The organism is Streptomyces sp. NPDC050806, from assembly GCF_055586425.1.
In genome coordinates, this window is the sequence record NZ_JBVJIF010000006.1 from 328,439 (window position 1) to 344,009 (window position 15,571).

General features: G+C 71.7%; 12 protein-coding genes and 1 tRNA gene. 8 read left to right on the plus strand and 5 right to left on the minus strand.

Annotation, left to right across the window (positions count from 1 at the left end; all coding sequences use genetic code 11):
* Nucleotides 1–72: 72 nt before the first annotated feature.
* The 3 genes from ACZ6WH_RS20835 (at nucleotide 73) to ACZ6WH_RS20845 (ending at nucleotide 3,145) form a co-directional block, all read left to right on the plus strand.
* Nucleotides 73–1,305, plus strand: a complete 1,233-nt coding sequence (locus ACZ6WH_RS20835) for a DUF3631 domain-containing protein (protein ID WP_469729854.1) — start codon at nucleotides 73–75, stop codon at nucleotides 1,303–1,305.
* Nucleotides 1,306–1,479: 174 nt separating this feature from the next.
* Entirely contained in the window at nucleotides 1,480–1,668 is a 189-nt protein-coding gene (locus ACZ6WH_RS20840; protein WP_469729855.1) for a helix-turn-helix transcriptional regulator, read from the plus strand.
* A gap of 61 nt (nucleotides 1,669–1,729) precedes the next feature.
* The gene (locus ACZ6WH_RS20845; protein ID WP_469729856.1) at nucleotides 1,730–3,145 is read left to right on the plus strand and encodes a tyrosine-type recombinase/integrase; all 1,416 of its coding nucleotides are present in this window, start codon (nucleotides 1,730–1,732) and stop codon (nucleotides 3,143–3,145) included.
* Nucleotides 3,146–3,289: 144 nt separating this feature from the next.
* Here ACZ6WH_RS20845 and ACZ6WH_RS20850 read toward each other — a convergent pair.
* Both ACZ6WH_RS20850 and ACZ6WH_RS20855 read right to left on the minus strand, forming a co-directional pair.
* Nucleotides 3,290–3,376 (minus strand) — tRNA-Ser (locus tag ACZ6WH_RS20850).
* 275 nt (nucleotides 3,377–3,651) lie between these two features.
* The gene (locus ACZ6WH_RS20855; RefSeq protein WP_469729857.1) at nucleotides 3,652–5,355 is read right to left on the minus strand and encodes a S1C family serine protease; all 1,704 of its coding nucleotides are present in this window, start codon (nucleotides 5,353–5,355) and stop codon (nucleotides 3,652–3,654) included.
* Nucleotides 5,356–5,788: 433 nt separating this feature from the next.
* Here ACZ6WH_RS20855 and ACZ6WH_RS20860 point away from each other — a divergent pair, with 433 nt between their 5' ends.
* From ACZ6WH_RS20860 to ACZ6WH_RS20870, 3 genes are all read left to right on the plus strand, one after another.
* Nucleotides 5,789–6,655, plus strand: a complete 867-nt coding sequence (locus tag ACZ6WH_RS20860; RefSeq protein WP_469729858.1) for a glycerophosphodiester phosphodiesterase family protein — start codon at nucleotides 5,789–5,791, stop codon at nucleotides 6,653–6,655.
* Nucleotides 6,656–6,765: 110 nt separating this feature from the next.
* Complete coding sequence (locus ACZ6WH_RS20865; protein WP_432857050.1) at nucleotides 6,766–7,380, plus strand: ATP-binding protein; 615 nt, start codon at nucleotides 6,766–6,768, stop codon at nucleotides 7,378–7,380.
* Between the two features lie 588 nt (nucleotides 7,381–7,968).
* A complete protein-coding gene (locus tag ACZ6WH_RS20870) occupies nucleotides 7,969–8,937 on the plus strand; it encodes a DUF5926 family protein (protein ID WP_469729859.1) in 969 nt (322 codons plus the stop codon).
* Between the two features lie 184 nt (nucleotides 8,938–9,121).
* On the opposite strand, the gene ACZ6WH_RS20875 is transcribed toward ACZ6WH_RS20870, so the two are convergent.
* From ACZ6WH_RS20875 to ACZ6WH_RS20885, 3 genes are all read right to left on the minus strand, one after another.
* The gene (locus ACZ6WH_RS20875) at nucleotides 9,122–9,982 is read right to left on the minus strand and encodes a hypothetical protein (protein WP_469729860.1); all 861 of its coding nucleotides are present in this window, start codon (nucleotides 9,980–9,982) and stop codon (nucleotides 9,122–9,124) included.
* A 569-nt stretch (nucleotides 9,983–10,551) separates the two neighbouring features.
* A complete protein-coding gene (locus ACZ6WH_RS20880) occupies nucleotides 10,552–11,280 on the minus strand; it encodes a bifunctional DNA primase/polymerase (RefSeq protein ID WP_469729861.1) in 729 nt (242 codons plus the stop codon).
* A gap of 713 nt (nucleotides 11,281–11,993) precedes the next feature.
* Nucleotides 11,994–12,257, minus strand: coding sequence for a hypothetical protein (locus ACZ6WH_RS20885; RefSeq protein ID WP_469729862.1), 264 nt, complete (start codon nucleotides 12,255–12,257; stop codon nucleotides 11,994–11,996).
* A 30-nt stretch (nucleotides 12,258–12,287) separates the two neighbouring features.
* Here ACZ6WH_RS20885 and ACZ6WH_RS20890 point away from each other — a divergent pair, with 30 nt between their 5' ends.
* Nucleotides 12,288–13,778 (plus strand): PP2C family protein-serine/threonine phosphatase, encoded by a 1,491-nt coding sequence (locus ACZ6WH_RS20890; protein ID WP_469729863.1) that lies wholly within the window; start codon nucleotides 12,288–12,290, stop codon nucleotides 13,776–13,778.
* A 238-nt stretch (nucleotides 13,779–14,016) separates the two neighbouring features.
* Complete coding sequence (locus tag ACZ6WH_RS20895; RefSeq protein WP_469729864.1) at nucleotides 14,017–15,492, plus strand: aminopeptidase P family protein; 1,476 nt, start codon at nucleotides 14,017–14,019, stop codon at nucleotides 15,490–15,492.
* Nucleotides 15,493–15,571 lie beyond the last annotated feature (79 nt).

A 15,571-nucleotide genomic window follows, 5' to 3' on the forward strand; every position in this document is an offset into this window, starting at 1 on the left:
CGAGGAGCACACCGCCCACCGCGACACCTGCCCCCTGCGCTGCCCCCGCGCCTCTGAGACAAGGAAAGCCTCATGACCAACCCGATTGACGGCGCCGCCCTGTTGGATGAGGTCGAAGCCTTCCACCGCCGCTTCAACCTCTTCCCCCGCGAAGCCGCCTACGTCGCCGTCGCCCTCTGGGACGCCCACGCGCACCTGCTGGACTGCTTCGACAACACGGCCCGTCTGGCCTTCCTCTCCCCCGAACCCGGGTCGGGGAAGTCCCGCGCACTGGAGATTGTGGAAACCCTGGTGCCGCGCCCGCTGGCCACGGTCAACGCCTCGGCCAACGCCCTCTTCCGCGTCGTGACCGCGCCCGAGGGACGCCCCACGATTCTCTTCGACGAGATCGACACCATCTTCAGCCCCAAGGCCGGCGGCAACGAAGAGCTCCGCGGCTTCCTGAACTCCGGCTACCGCCGCGGCGCCAGCTCCCTGCGGTGCGTCGGTGAGGGCACCAACCAGACCGCCGCCCCGTTCCCCTCGTTCTGCGCGGTCGCCATGGCGGGCCTTGGCTCCCTGCCGGACACGATTCTCACCCGCTCCGTGATCATCCGGATGCGCAAGCGGGCCCCCAACGAGAAGGTCGAGCCCTTCCGCCAGCGCATCCACGAAAAGGAAGGCCACGCCCTGCGGGACCGGCTCGCCACCTGGGCAGAGCAGATCCGCGGGCAGGTCACCGGCGCCTGGCCCGAACTGCCCGACGGGATCTCCGACCGGCCTGCGGACGTGTGGGAGCCGTTGCTGGCCGTCGCCGAAGCCGCCGGCGGCACCTGGCCCGAGCGAGCCCGCGCCGCCTGTGTCGAGCTGGTGTCCGCCGCCAAGGACGGCGACCCGGCGTCCCTGGGGGTCCAGCTCCTGACCGACCTGCGGGACAAGGTCTTCTGCGGCGCCGAGAAGCTGCCCACCGCCGCCATCCTGGACATCCTCCTCAGCCTGGAGGAGTCCCCCTGGGGCGACATGGACGGACGGCGCCTGACCTCCCGGGGCCTGGCCAAGATGCTCGGGGAGTACATGACCGGGGCCAACAAGCCCATCAGGCCCCGCGGCATCCGCACCGCCTCCGGCACCCCAAAGGGCTATCACGCCGAGGACCTGGCCGATGCCTGGATGCGCTATTGCCCCCCGCCCCCCTCAGAATCCGCAACATCCGCAACAGCCGCCACACCGCAGGTCAGCAGGGGTGAATCTGTGGCGGATAGCCCCTCCGGCATCCGCCACACGCACACCGGTACCGCCACACTCCCGCTCGCGGTCGTTCGCTGACCTGCCCGAGCCGTTCGGTGCCGCCACAAGCCTCTGTGGCGGCACCTATCCGCAACAGAACCGCTATCCGCCACAGACGCACGCCGCTGACCAGCAATGTTGCGGCGTTGCGGATGTTGCGGATGCAGGAGAACGGAAAGCGGCAGTCGCCGCGCACTCGAAGGAGTCACAGCCTTGGCCCGCCCGAAGCCGCTCAAGCTCCGCGAAGTCCTCGAAGAGATCAACATGAGCCGCGCCGCCTTCTACCGCATGCGCGCCCGCGGCCAGGCCCCGAAGCTCTACAAGCTCCCCAACGGCGAACTCCGCTGCCGCCGTAGCGACCTGGACGCCTGGTGGGAGCGGCACGAACAGCTCGCCGCCTGAACCTTCCCTTCCTCGGGGCCCGCCGGCATCTGTCGGCGGGCCCGTCTTAGTACGGAGCCCCATGCCCCTGACCTACGACGTTGAGTTTTGGACCATCCGCAAGCGGAAGAACCGTCCGAAGCCCTGGGAGCTGCGCTGGCGCGTCGGAGAGCGCGCTCACTCGAAGAGCTACAAGACCAAGACCCAAGCCGAGGGCCGGCAATCCCAACTCCTCACGGCCCTACGGAATCGCCAGCAATTCGACGAGGCCACAGGGCTGCCGGCGAATGAGCTGGCCTCCCTGAACTGCCCTACCTGGTTCGAGCATGCAACCGCGTACGCCCTGATGAAGTGGCCGAAGGCAGCCGCGAAGCAACGGGCTAACATCGCGGAGTCTCTCGCGGTGGTCACGCCCGTGTTCGTCTCCACCTCACAAGGTGTTCCTGACCCGAAGGTGATGCGCCGGGCCCTGCACGCGTGGGTGTTCCGCGCTGTCCGTGCGCCCGATGGGGAGCTGGTCAGCAGGGCCGCTGCCGAGACACCCCCGGATGAGATCAAGGCGGCGCTTGCCTGGCTCGCCAAACACTCGCTGAAGGTCTCTGAGGCGGCGCAGCCTGACCGTTTGCGGAAGGCGCTGGATGCCCTGTCCCTCAAGCTCAACGGCGAGGCGGCTGCCGAAACGACCATCCACCGGAAGCGCATGGTCTTGAGCAACGCGATGCGGTTCGCTGTCGAGAGGGAGGTCCTACCGAGCAACCCGCTCGCGCGGGTGGACTGGGCCGCGCCGAAGACAGACGACGAGGTCGATTTCCGGTACGTCCCCGCTCCGGAGCAAGCGCGCGCCTTGATCCGGGCCGTGAAGGAGCAAGGACCACGGGGTGAGCACCTTGAGGCGTTCTTCGGGTGCATCTACTACGCGGCCATGCGGCCGTCGGAGATCGCCGCGCTCAAGCTGTCCGACTGCTCGCTGCCGAGTGCGGGATGGGGGGAGCTGGTGCTTGAGGGCAGTCGGCCGGAGGTGGGCTCGGGGTGGACCGATGACGGGAAGCCGTACGAATCCAGAGGGCTGAAGCGACGGGCCCGGCGGGCCACCAGGACGGTTCCGATACCTCCTGTGCTTGTGGAGATGCTGCGGGCGCACGCGGAGCGCTACGGCGTCGCCTCCGACGGTCGGCTCTTTCGGGCCACCCAGGGAGGGCGGGTGCGGTCCACGGAGTACTGCGAGGTCTGGGACGCGGCGCGCAAGAAAGGGCTGACCGCGAGCGAGGCGAGGACGCCGCTGGCGGATGTGCCTTACTCACTCCGGCATGCGGGGGTCTCGCTGTGGATCAAGGCAGGGGTGGACCCCGTGGAGGTCGCGCACCGTGCTGGACACAGCATCGCCGTGCTCTATCGCTTCTATGCCAAGTTGCTGCGCGGCATGCAGTCCCGTGCCAACCAGCTCATCGAGGAGGAGCTGAGCGGGGCGCGCGAGGACTCGGCCGGCAGCCCGACGTAGCCGCCGGATCCTGGCCCACGGCTGGCCCACACGTGCTGGTCAAAGCTGGGATACGGGCGGCCCAGGGTGAGACAGCATGAACGCAAAGAGGGGTGCCCGCATCGGCAGGGCACCCCTTCTGACCAGCTACGTTGCTGACCTGGGCGGAGGCTGTGGGATTTGAACCCACGGTGACGTTGCCGCCACGACAGTTTTCAAGACTGTTCCCTTAGGCCGCTCGGGCAAGCCTCCCTGCGGCACCGGTCGGCGGTGGGCCGACGGTGACGCGGGGATCAGGGTAGCGCGTCCGCTGTTTCCGTGCGCTGTTCGCGCGGGTCAGGCGTCCGCCGGGCGGGCCGGTCGGCGGGCTGGTCAGCGAGCTGGTCGTACGGGTGCGCCCTGCTGGCGCGGACGGCCCGCGGCTCTTGGCTGCTGGCGCGGCCCGCCCGCAGTTCCTGGCTGCGGGCGCGGACGGCCCGCAGCTGTTGGCTGCGGGCCGCCGTCGGCTGCCGGTGACCCGGTGCGGGTCAGTTGCTGTCGCCCACTCGTTGGCCGAGGGTTACCTCTGCGGTGTGTTCGTTGCCGTTGCGTTCGTAGGTGAGGGTGACCTTGTCGCCGGGGCGGTGCTGCCAGATCTCGCTGATCAGGGTCGGGCCGCTGTCGATGGCCGTGTCGTCCAGCTTGGTGATCTTGTCGCCGGGCTTGAGGCCGGCCTTGTCGGCCGGGCCGTTCCGGGTGACGGCGTCCGTGCCGCCGTTGCCGCGCTGGGCGATCGTCGCGCCGTTGCTGGTCTCCCGCATCCCGACCTGGACGCCGATCTGCGGGTAGACCGGCTTGCCGGTACGGATCAGGTCGTCGGCGACCCGCTTGGCCTGGTCGATCGGGATGGCGAAGCCCAGTCCGATGCTGCCGGACTGCCCCTCGCCGCCGAACGGATCGCTGCCGCCGCTGCTCGCCGACTGGATCGCGGAGTTGATGCCGATCACGTTGCCGGAGGCGTCCATGAGCGGACCGCCGGAGTTGCCGGGGTTGATCGACGCGTCCGTCTGCAGCGCGGACATGTACGAGGCGTTCGTGCCGCCACCGTCGCTGGACGCCACCGGGCGGTCCTTGGCGCTGATGATGCCGGTGGTGACCGTGCCTGACAGGCCGTACGGGGCGCCGATGGCGATCGTCGCGTCGCCCACGGCGACGTTCGCGGACTTGCCCAGCGGGAGCGGGGTGAGCTTGGCGTCGGAGGCGTTCTTGAGCTTTATGACGGCGACGTCGTAGCCCTGGGCTCGGCCCACGACCTCGGCGTCGTACTTCTTGCCGTTGGAGAACGTCACACTCAGCTTGCCGCCGTCCGCCGCACTCGCCACGACGTGGTTGTTGGTGAGGATGTGGCCCTGCTTGTCGTACACGAAGCCGGTGCCCGTACCCCCTTCGCCGCCCGCGCCCTGCGCATCTATGGTCACGACGCTGGGCAGCGCGCGCTGGGCGATGCCGGACACCGAGGTCGGCTTGCGGTTCAGCGCCTGGGGGTCACCGGAGGCGGAGACGGTCGTGGAGGACGTGTCGTCCTGCCCCGCCGCCCAGAAGCCGATGCCGCCGCCGACGCCACCCGCCACCAGCGCGGCGACCAGTACGGCGGCGATCAGGCCACCGCGACGGCGCGGCTTGTCGCCGGGCGGTCCGGCCGGGGCGCCCCAGCCGCCACCGCCGTACGGGGGCTGCGGCGGGCCGCCCCAGCCACCGGCGCCGCCACCGTGCGGAGCGCCGCCCCCGTACGGAGCACCGCCGTGCGGATTGCCACCGTGCGGATTGCCACCGGCGGGCGGGACGGTGGGGAAGGCCGCTGTGTGCTGCGGATCCTGCGACCAGCCGGGTCCTGGGCCGGTGCCGGTGCCGGAGCCGGTGTTGCCGCCCTGAGGGGCAGCGGGGGCTGCCCCCTGGGGGGCTGCGGGCGGCTGCGCCCCGGGGGCCGCGAAAGGCTGGGCTTCAGGGGCCGCGGAAGACCCGGCCTCGGGGGCCGCGGGAGCGGGGCTTCCCTGAGGCTCGCCGGCGGCCGGGGGCTGCGGCGAACCGTCCGTGGAGCCCGCCGAGGGGGCGAAGGGCGGGCGGGGTGGTGCGGGCTCGGGGGTGGCCGGAGTCTGCGCGCCGGACGCGGGCGCGGCCGACCCCTGGGCCCCGGCGGGTGCCTGCGGCTCCGCCTCCGGCGGGACGGCGGCGCCCTCGTTCTCGGTGCTCACAGCTCTCTCCTCAGCTTCCTGACCATGTCGGCCCGATGTCGGGGCCGGCATGTTCGAGCGGTGCATGGCGTATCGACTTGACGGTGACATGTCGGCGTGACGTTATACGGGAGTGTCCGGTTCAAGCCTTTCCCACGCGCCGTCAGGGCACCGTAAGCCGAGGCTGTGACCTTGCCTTCATCCTTTATCCCGGACATTTGCCGCGCATCCGCTGCTAATGCTTCAGATGTGGGCATCAACTGGAAGAAGGCGATCACCAGCCCCCATGGATCAAGCACGGACCAAGCATCGGCGATCACGGTCATGGCCCGGCTACGGCAGTCGACGCCGGGCCTTCGTGCTGCCACAGTCCGGGCTGCGGCAGTCGACGCCGGTCGTGCCGACGGTCACCGTATGAGGGCCGGCCGCCACCGCGCGATGGCACGATAACTCGGTGACCACTGCGCGCCCGGCACCAGGTTTCCGTCCCGAACCATCCGCCATCTCCGTCGTAGCGCACCGCGGGGCGTCCGAGGACGCTCCCGAGCACACCCTGGCCGCGTACCGGAAGGCCATCGATGACGGCGCGGACGCCCTGGAGTGCGACGTCCGGCTGACCGCCGACGGCCACCTGGTGTGCGTGCACGACCGCCGGATCAACCGGACCTCCAACGGGCGCGGCGCCGTCTCCAACCTGGAGCTGTCCGATCTGGCCACGCTGGACTTCGGCTCCTGGAAGGACGACGCGGCCGGCGAGGCGCCCGACGGCCGCCACCCGGAGCTGGGCAGCGCCCACGAGACGGCGGGCGACACCGAACGTACGTCCGTACTGACCCTGGAACGGCTGCTGGAGCTCATCGCCGACGCGGACCGCCGGGTGGAACTGGCCATCGAGACCAAGCACCCGACCCGGTGGGCGGGCCAGGTCGAGCAGCGCCTGGTCGAGCTGCTGGAGCGCTTCGGGCACACCAAGCCGCCGCCCGGCACGCCGTCCCCCGTACGCGTCATGAGCTTCTCGGCCCGCTCGCTGCAGCGCGTGCGGGCCGCGGCACCGGCCGTGCCCGCCGTGTACCTCATGCAGTTCATCACCCCGCGGCACCGGGAGGGGCGCCTGCCGCCGGGCGTACGGATCGCGGGGCCGAGCATCCGGATAGTGCGCGCGCATCCGGACTACGTGGCCAAGGCGCACAGCGCGGGACACGAGGTGCACGTGTGGACCGTGAACGAGGAAGCGGACGTGGACCTCTGTCGTGAGCTGGGCGTGGAAGCAGTCATCACGAACCGCCCCAAGCAGGTGAGGAATTGGCTCAAGCCGACTTAAGGGGTGAGGAGCCGCAAAGCGCACTCGGAAAGCGCCCGGATGACCACAGCGGAACCCCTTTCCTCACGGGGAGTGCACCGGCGCATTCAGCCCGTATCTGATCGAAGCGAGTGCGTCACCGCATACGGATTGGCCGGTTTCCGGTCCATCGCGATGGGGCATTCATCCCGTGGCGTGGGGCAAAGGAGGTCTCGGGGGTGGCGTTGGTGGTGGCACAGGAAGTGCCGACGTCGTCGACCATGGCCGTACCCCATGGCCCTGCGGGCGTGGGTTCGGCCAGGCGGCGGATGCGAGATGAGCTGCTGACAAGTGGCGTTCAGGACACGGTCGTCGACGATGCCGTACTCATTCTTTCCGAATTGCTCAGCAATTCCTGCAGACACGCACGTCCCTTGTGCGCGGAGGGGCCCTCGGACGGCGACGCCGATTCGGTGCGGGCCGCCTGGCGCATTGACGCGCGTGGCCAGCTGACCGTTTCGGTCACTGACGGCGGGGGTCCGACCCGACCACTTCCAGCCACTCCCTCGGTCACCGCACGCGGCGGCCGCGGACTGGCCATCATCCGCTCGCTCGCCAAGGACTGGGGCGTACGGGACGGGCACGGCGAGGTCACGGTCTGGGCGACGCTCTCCCTGCACGAGGCGTTCGCCACCCGCATGGACCTGGCGGCCGGCCTACCGGCCGAGCTGAGGGAAGCCCTGGCGGACCTGGACGAGCCGGCCTAGCCGAGCCGCTCCAGCCGAACCGACTTGGACGAGTGAGCCGCCGGTTCGGTCGACTCGGCTGGCGAGTGGGTCGGTTCGGACGACTCGGCTTGGGCGAAGCGGGCGTTGGCGTTACCTGTCCCGGGCATGCTGACTGGCCGGCTTCCCGGCTCTCCGGCTTCCCGCTTTCTCGGCAGCCCGGCATCCCGGTATCCCGGGTTCCCGGCATCCCGGCTTCTTGGCCTTCCAGGAGCGCCTCCCGGCGTTCCCGGAGTCATCGCCAATCCCTGGGGCAGCTCCGCCGGTTCGTCTCGCCCCAGCCCCCTGCTCGGCCCCGCGGCGCCGAGCAGGGGGCCGCTGCCCGTTCTCGCCGATTCACCGACGGTGCCTCGAGGTCGCCGCCGGACAGACACCCACGCCTCGAAGACGCCGCCCTACCGGCCCCCGTAAGCACCGCCGGACAAGCCCCCGTAGAGACAGCCGTGGAGGCCCCCATAGAGGCGCCCGCGTCCGGCGCGGCTTCGGGGGCCGGGCGTTGGCGCGGCACATGCCCTAGGCTCGCGCCGACACGCGTCGGAACGACTCGGAACGACCAGGAGAACCCCTCGCATGGGCAAGAAGCGCCGTCCCCAGACCAAGGCCGTCACCCCGCAGATCACGGACGGCGAGGTGCCGGTCGTCGGCGCCCGCGAGCCCTGCCCCTGCGGGTCGGGCCGTCGTTACAAGGCCTGCCACGGGAGGGCCGCGGCGCACGCCGTGACCGAGCTGGTGCAGCGCCCCTTCGAGGGCCTGTCGGGCGAGTGCGACTGGGTGGCGCTGCGCGAACTGGTGCCCGCCGCCACCGCCGAGCTGTCCTTGAAGGGCGGGCTGCCCGAGGGCGTGCCCTCGGTGACGCTGGCGACCGTACTGCCGATGGCCTGGCCCGCGCTGCGCCGCGACGACGGTTCGATCCTGCTCGGCCTGCAGAACGACACCGCCTCCGGTGACCTCAGCCGCGACCTCGCCGACACCCTGCAGCGCGCGCTGGCCGCCGACCCGGGTACGCCGGTCGCCGCGGGCCGGGCGCCCGCCGACGGTCCGCGCCTGCAGGATCTGCTGGATCCGGCCGCGTCCCTCGAGCCCACCGTGCACAGCGGCTTCGAGTTCTGGATCGAGGACGCCGAGAACGCCACCGGCGAGGTCGCCGCCTCCCTGGAGCGGGCCAACGCGGCCGCCATCCCGACCGCCCGCCTGGCGGGCCTGGCCGGCGCGTACTGGTGCGACGCGGGCGAGAAGAACCACCTGCGCTGGGTGATGGACCACCCCGAGGAGCAGCTGCTGGACGCGCTCGCCCGACTGCACGCCGCGGACGCCTCCTCGCTGGGCGAGGGAACCCGGCTGGTCGGTTCGTTCCGGGCGCACGGCCTGGTCGTACCGGTCTGGGACCTGCCGACGGATCTGACGGCCGAGGAGATCACCAAGCCGACCACGGAGTTCGGCGAGCGGCTGGCGGAGGCACTCGCCGCGAACGCGCCGCTCACGCCCGCCGAGCGCCGGGCGCGCGGCGGGCTCACCAACCGTCAGGTGACGCTGAGCTGACAGTAACCACACCGGAAACGTTTTCCGTGACTCCTGTCACACTGGCCGTACTCACCGGTAAATAGGCGTCCGGAATTCCGCGATCGAATTTGCGAACGGCCGATCTCTTGTTACCGTTCTAGGAGCCCGGTCGCTGGTGCATCCCCCGTCGCCAGCGACCGGGCGCTTCCATGTCCGGACTCGCTCAGCGGCCCGAACCCGCCCCGGGCGGCGCGGAGTTGCTCCCCGCCCTCAGCAGCAGCCGGTCACCCCGTACGTCCGCGACCTCCGCGACCGCCGAGTACGGCGCGTCCCCCCGTACGGTCGCCCCGGACGGCGTCCCACAGCTCCCCGGCTCACCCGTGGCCGGCAGTGTGCAGTGCGTCTGTACGGTCCGGCCGTCGGGCCGCATCAGGGTCAGCACGGCGCGCAACGGGGCGCCCGAGGTGTTGCGGTAGTACAGGACGGCCTTGGTCTGCCCCTCAGTACCCCACTCAGCACCCCGCGCGGCGCTGCCCCCTGTACGGCCCCCGGCACTGCCCTCCTCCGTGCGGCCCTCGGCGCTGTCCCCCGTGCGCCCTTCGGCGCCGTCCCTCGTGCTGCCCTCGGCGCCGCCCCTCATGGTCAGTACGCAGGTCTGTGCCTTGATGCCGTGCGGCGAGCCGACTTCGGGCCCGCAGACGGCGGTACGGCCGTCAGCGTGGCCCGCGCCCTCGCGGAGGCCGAGACCGGTGAGCAGGTCGCCGGGCCGGTCACCGCCAGGGGTGCCGAGCCGGCCGCCCGCCCGCACCTCACTGCTTCCCGCTCCCGCGGGGCCGGGGTGGCCGGGCAGTGGGGCGTCCTGGGCGGTGCCTCGCGGGGTGCCGGGCGGCCGGTCACCGTCCCCCGCGGTGGCGGCCCGCTCGGCGGCGTCGCCGCGGAGCTGCGGCGACACGGAGGGCTTCGCGGCGGGCGCCGGGTCGCCGGGCCCGGACGGGCCGGCGATGGCGGCGGCCAGCGGCAGGGTGAGGGCGAGCGCGATGGTGCTCGCGAGCGCGATCATGCGGACGTTCGACTCGCGAACCATGGGGACCACCTGCGGTTGAGAGTCCGCGGCGGTCGCTGTGACCGGCGTCCGGGGCCCCGGCGCGGGGTCCCGCGGAACGGGGAACGGGGGCCGGAGTACGGGACCGCTCACGGGCTCTGACTAGGCCTTCGGGGTGCCCGGTGGGCCTCCGCCACGAATGCGGAGAGCCGCCGGGCACCCCGAACGGCTTGACGGTGGGCCGAACATATCGGGGAAGGGGCGCCCTCTCGGGGGCTGCGCACCCGTTTCCCATGGATGGACGCTTGCCTCACACCCGTACGAGTGAATCTCCGGCGCGCCGTGTCGCTGATGAGGGGGTGACTGAGGGGAGCCGCGAGGCCGACGGCGCTGAGGCCGCGTACCCACGAAGCCACGAAGACGCAGAGCCGTCACGGCAACGCCTGCCGATCACTACGACCGTCCACGACGGCCGCCCTCTACAGCCGTCAGCCGGGGAGCAGACAGGGCCTCCCCTGGGAGCTGAGGACACCTGTCCGTGGGTGGGGGGTGCTGCCCCGAGGTCGCCGAGGGGGGCGGGGTTCGAGGAGCCCGAGGGAGCCGGAGAGGGGTCAGAACGCGAGTCGGCTGCCGCCGCCCGGGGCGCCGGCGCTTGCCTCGACCAGCGCGTCCACCACCGTGGCGACGTCCGGCAGCCAGGGCGCGCCGGAGCGCTTCGCGGAGGCGCGCGGGGCCGGCGGGCGCTCCCAGCGCACCTTGCCCGCGCCGGTCTCCGACGGTGGCAGTACGACGTAACCGCCCTCGCCGTGGAACCGCAGCGAGCTGGGCACCAGGTCCTGCGCGTACAGCAATTCGCCCAGCTCGGGCAGGGAGTACGGCGCGACCAGCAGCGTGAAGCGGGTGGGGGTGGCCACGACCGGGCCGACCGCCACGCCTGTGCGGTCCAGCTCGGCGAGCGCCTGGGCACCCGCCACGGCCGGCAGGCTCACCGCGCACGGCGCCTTGCCGCCCGTGGCCAGCACGACCGGCGCGTCCGGGCGCTTCGTCCACCACCAGCGCACCATCCGGGCGTCGGTCGTGGCGGCCAGCAGGCCGGGGTCGAAGGGGTGCGCACCGGGCACCGCGCAGTCCGGGTCGGGACAGCCGCAGGGCCGCGTCTGCTGCGCCCCCCTGAGGGCAGGCTGCGCCCCCTTGGCGGTCCTGCCGCCCGAGCGGAGGCCGACGCCGGGGAGGACGGGCCAGTGCCACTCGGTGGCGCACTGGAGCGCCGCGCCGAGCAGTGCCGACCTTCCACCGCGCCGGAGCTGGAACTTGCGTCGCCTTCCGAGGATCTCGCGCATGAGCGCTCGTTCCTTTCCGTAAACGCCGAGGGCCATGTCCATCGCACTACATGCAGGTTCATGCCGCTGTGCGGTGCGCGCCGCCGCACCGAGCGCGGATCACACCACGTGGATCATTCGTCACTGCGCGTACAAGGCAGCGCATCACGCCGTACGCCGAGCGTGGAACATGGCGGGGGGTGGCGCGCGCATGGCGCTTGCTGTCCTGTGGTGCAATCCCGCCACGTGGGGGTGCGGCCCGGTCGTCACCGCGTAAGACGCCCGCGCCCTTCGGAGAGTTCCGGCACGGCCCCAACTGGCCCCGCACCTATCCGAGTACGTACCCCCATGGTGGAGATGACGCGCTGTTGATCGCCGTCAGTCGACCGCAAATTGACCTTCAAGGGGCTATTTTTCGGCCAATCTCTTGGCCACACTGACACCATAATCCTCACCAGGACAGTGCTGGACACGCAACATCGCTGCGTGTACATGTGGACCCATTGATAGCGGAGCAGCATGACATGGGGGTTTGCGATGCTATTGAGCGAAACCAACTGGCGGGCAAATAAGACAATTGCTCGCATTCCGCTACAGTCAACTCCCCTGGCCGACGGCCTCACCTGGGACGACGCCCAGACCGACGTAAGCCGCAGGCCATGACAGTCCCCCACGCTCCGAAAGTGGCCGGAATCGAGCCCACGTTCACCGGCCCGGCGCACACTGCGGCCCCCTCAGCCCCAGAAACTTCTTCCGCCACTCAACCGGCCGCCGTTCACGAACGGCTGGCCGCCTGGCTCGCCGACCTCACCACCCTCCACGACCTCACCGAACGGCTGGCTCGTACCGACACCCTCGACGGCGCGCTCGATGAGTTCCTCCGCGCCGGCGCCTTCCTCGTCGGCGCGCGCCGGGGCCTGGTCACCCTCGAACCGCCGGACGGCCTGGGCCCCGACACCACCGTCGGTCTTGGCCTCGGCCTCGCGGATCTCGGGCACCTGGAGACGGTCCCGCGCCGCGCGACACCGGTGGGCCGCCTGCTCGACGGCCACGAGGCGGCGGCACCGAATGCGGCGCTACCGGGTGCGGCGGTACCGGGGGACGGCGCGAGCAGCACTGGGGCGGGGTCGTCGGGCGCGTCGACCAGCCATGTGGCGAGGCCGACCGGGGCGACCGCCCACGGAACGGGATCGGCCGGCCCCTCGGCGGACGCCCCCGCGGATTCGGCTACGGGGCCCCCTGCCCCCGCCGAGGCCCTTCCCGGCCCCGCCGGACCTCCCGCCCCATCCGCTGCTCCCAGCCCTCCCGATCCCCCCGCTCCTCCTGGTCCTCCCGGCCCTCCCGGCCCTCCCGGCTCTCCTGCCGCCGCCTCCTTCGGGCTCTACGAGCTGTCCCAGCCCGACCTCGCCGCCGAGCCCGGCCTCGACCCCCGATTGCGGGAAGTCGCCGCCCGCCTCGGTTACGCCGCGAGCTACGCCGTACCGCTGCTCGTCGAACCGCTCCCCGAGAAGAGCGCAGCGGGCGCCCGCTCCGTAGGCGCCTCCGAAGCAGCGCCCTTGGGGGCGGCGCCTTACGAAGGCGCGCATCCCGCCGCACCCGGGCAGCGCCGTCCCGCCGGAGCCGGTGCCGCCCACGTCCGCCCCCTCGGCGTCGCCGTCTGGCTCTACGACCGGCCCGCCGAGCCCACCGAACGCGGGCGCCGGCTCCTCGCCCTGTACCGCTCGTACGCCGCCGCGCACCTCTCCCGTCTGGTCGAGCTGGACCGCCGGCGCCGTTCGGAGCGGGCCCTGCACGCGGAACTGCTGCCCGCCCGGCTCCCCCGAGTACCCGGCGTCCGGCTCGCCGTACGGCACGCGACGGGCCCGAAGGGCGGCGGCGACTGGTACGACGCGCTGCCGCTCCCGGACGGCGCCCTGAGCCTGTCCGTCGGCTCCGTCACCGGCTCCGGACCGAGCGCCGTGGGTGCCATGGGACGGCTGCGGGCCGCGCTGCGCGCGTACGCCGTCATGGAGGGCGAGGACCCCGTCGCGGTCCTCTCCGACCTCGAACTCCTGCTGCGGCTGACCGAGCCGGCGCGCAGCGCGACCGCGCTGTTCGCGTTCGCCGAGCCGCCGGTGACGGATCCGCTCGGCGGGCCGCCGGCCCGGAAGATCGTGCTGGCCGGCGCAGGCCACTGCCCGCCGCTGATCGTCGGCGAGCACCGTACGGAGTTCGTGGAGACCACGCTGTCCGCGCCGCTGGGCATGCTCTCGTGCTGGGAGGCGCCGAGCGTGGAGCTGGAGCCGGCGCCCGGAGAAACCCTTCTCCTCTACAGCGACGGGTTGCTGCACCGCTCCGGCGAGCCTGTCGACCGGGCCTTCGCACGGCTGCACGCGGCGGCGGCCGCCCTGCCCCGTTCCGTACGGGAGGACCCGGAGGCCGTCGTCGACCACCTCGTACGCGCGATGCTGCCGCAGGGCCTCACGGACGAGACCTCACCCGAGGACGTCGTCCTGCTGGCGGCCCGCTTCGAGCCCTGACCTGGAGCAGGCCGCGGACCTGGAGGACCAGGGAAACAGGTAAGCGGGTAAGCGGGTAAGCGGGTAAGCAGGCAGGCAGGTCGATAGGTAAACCCACACAAAGATCGCCAGACCCGACATGGACCGGAGGTCATCCGTCCCAAGGGCAGAGTGCCTGACAAGTCACAGCTTCCTCCCCCTGGACCGCTTTCCATCCGCACATACGATGGAAAGCGTCCAATAACGACGAGGAGGCACCGTGGCCGACGAGCTCACTCCGGAGACCCCGGACGAGGACGAGCAGCCGATCAAGCAGCGCAAGAACGGCCTTTACCCGGGCGTATCCGACGAGCTCGCCGACAACATGACGTCCGGCTGGGCCGACACGGAACTGCGCGACCTCCAGCCCGTCGAGCAGGCTCCCCACGCCGCCGAACGGCGCGCCGCGCTCTCCCGCCGGTTCCCCGGCGAGCGCCTGGTGATTCCCGCGGGCAACCTCAAGACCCGCTCCAACGACACCGAGTACTCCTTCCGCGCCGCGACCGAGTACGTCTACCTCACCGGCGACCAGACCGACGACAGCGTCCTGGTCCTGGAGCCGCGCGACGGCGGCACGGAGGGCGCCGGGGGCCACGACGCGACGCTGTACCGCCTGCCCCGCTCCAACCGCGAGAACGGCGAGTTCTGGCTGAACGGCATGGGCGAGCTGTGGGTCGGCCGCCGGCACAGCCTCAGCGAGGCCGAGGTGCTGTACGGCATGCCCTGCAAGGACGTGCGCGAGCTGGCCGCCGCGCTGACGGAGGCCACCGGGCCGGTCCGTGTCGTACGCGGCCACGACGCCGGCATCGAGGCGGCGCTGACCGACAAGGTCACCGCCGAGCGCGACGAAGAGCTGCGCGTATACCTCTCCGAGGCGCGCCTGGTGAAGGACGACTTCGAGGTCGGCGAGCTGCAGAAGGCCGTCGACTCGACGGTGCGCGGCTTCGAGGACGTCGTGAAGGTCCTGGACAAGGCCGAGGCGACCTCCGAGCGCTACATCGAGGGAACGTTCTTCCTCCGGGCTCGCGTCGAGGGCAACGACGTCGGCTACGGCTCGATCTGCGCGGCCGGGCCGCACGCCTGCACGCTGCACTGGGTCCGCAACAACGGCGAGGTCCGCTCCGGCGACCTGCTCCTGCTCGACGCGGGCGTCGAGACGAACTCCCTGTACACCGCGGACGTCACCCGCACGCTGCCGATCAACGGCCGGTACTCGGACCTCCAGCGCAAGATCTACGACGCGGTGTACGCGGCGCAGGAGGCGGGCATCGCGGCGGTCAAGCCGGGCGCCGGCTTCCGCGACTTCCACGACGCGGCGCAGCGCGTGCTCACCGAGCACCTGGTGGAGTGGGGCCTGGTCGAGGGGCCGGTCGAGCGCGTACTGGAGCTGGGGCTCCAGCGCCGCTGGACCCTGCACGGCACGGGGCACATGCTCGGGCTGGACGTCCACGACTGCGCGGCCGCCCGCACCGAGTCGTACGTGAACGGCACGCTGGAGCCGGGCATGGTCCTGACCGTCGAGCCCGGCCTGTACTTCCAGGCCGACGACCTGACGGTGCCGGAGGAGTACCGGGGCATCGGCGTCCGCATCGAGGACGACATCCTCGTCACGGCCGACGGCAACCGGAACCTGTCGTCGGCGCTCCCGCGCCGCTCCGACGAGGTCGAGGAGTGGATGGCCGGCCTGAAGGGCTGACCTCTCCCGGCGTTCCCGAACGCCCACCCACCCGGTGACGGCCGGCGCTCCGCCTTCTTGGCGGGGCGCCGGCCGTCGG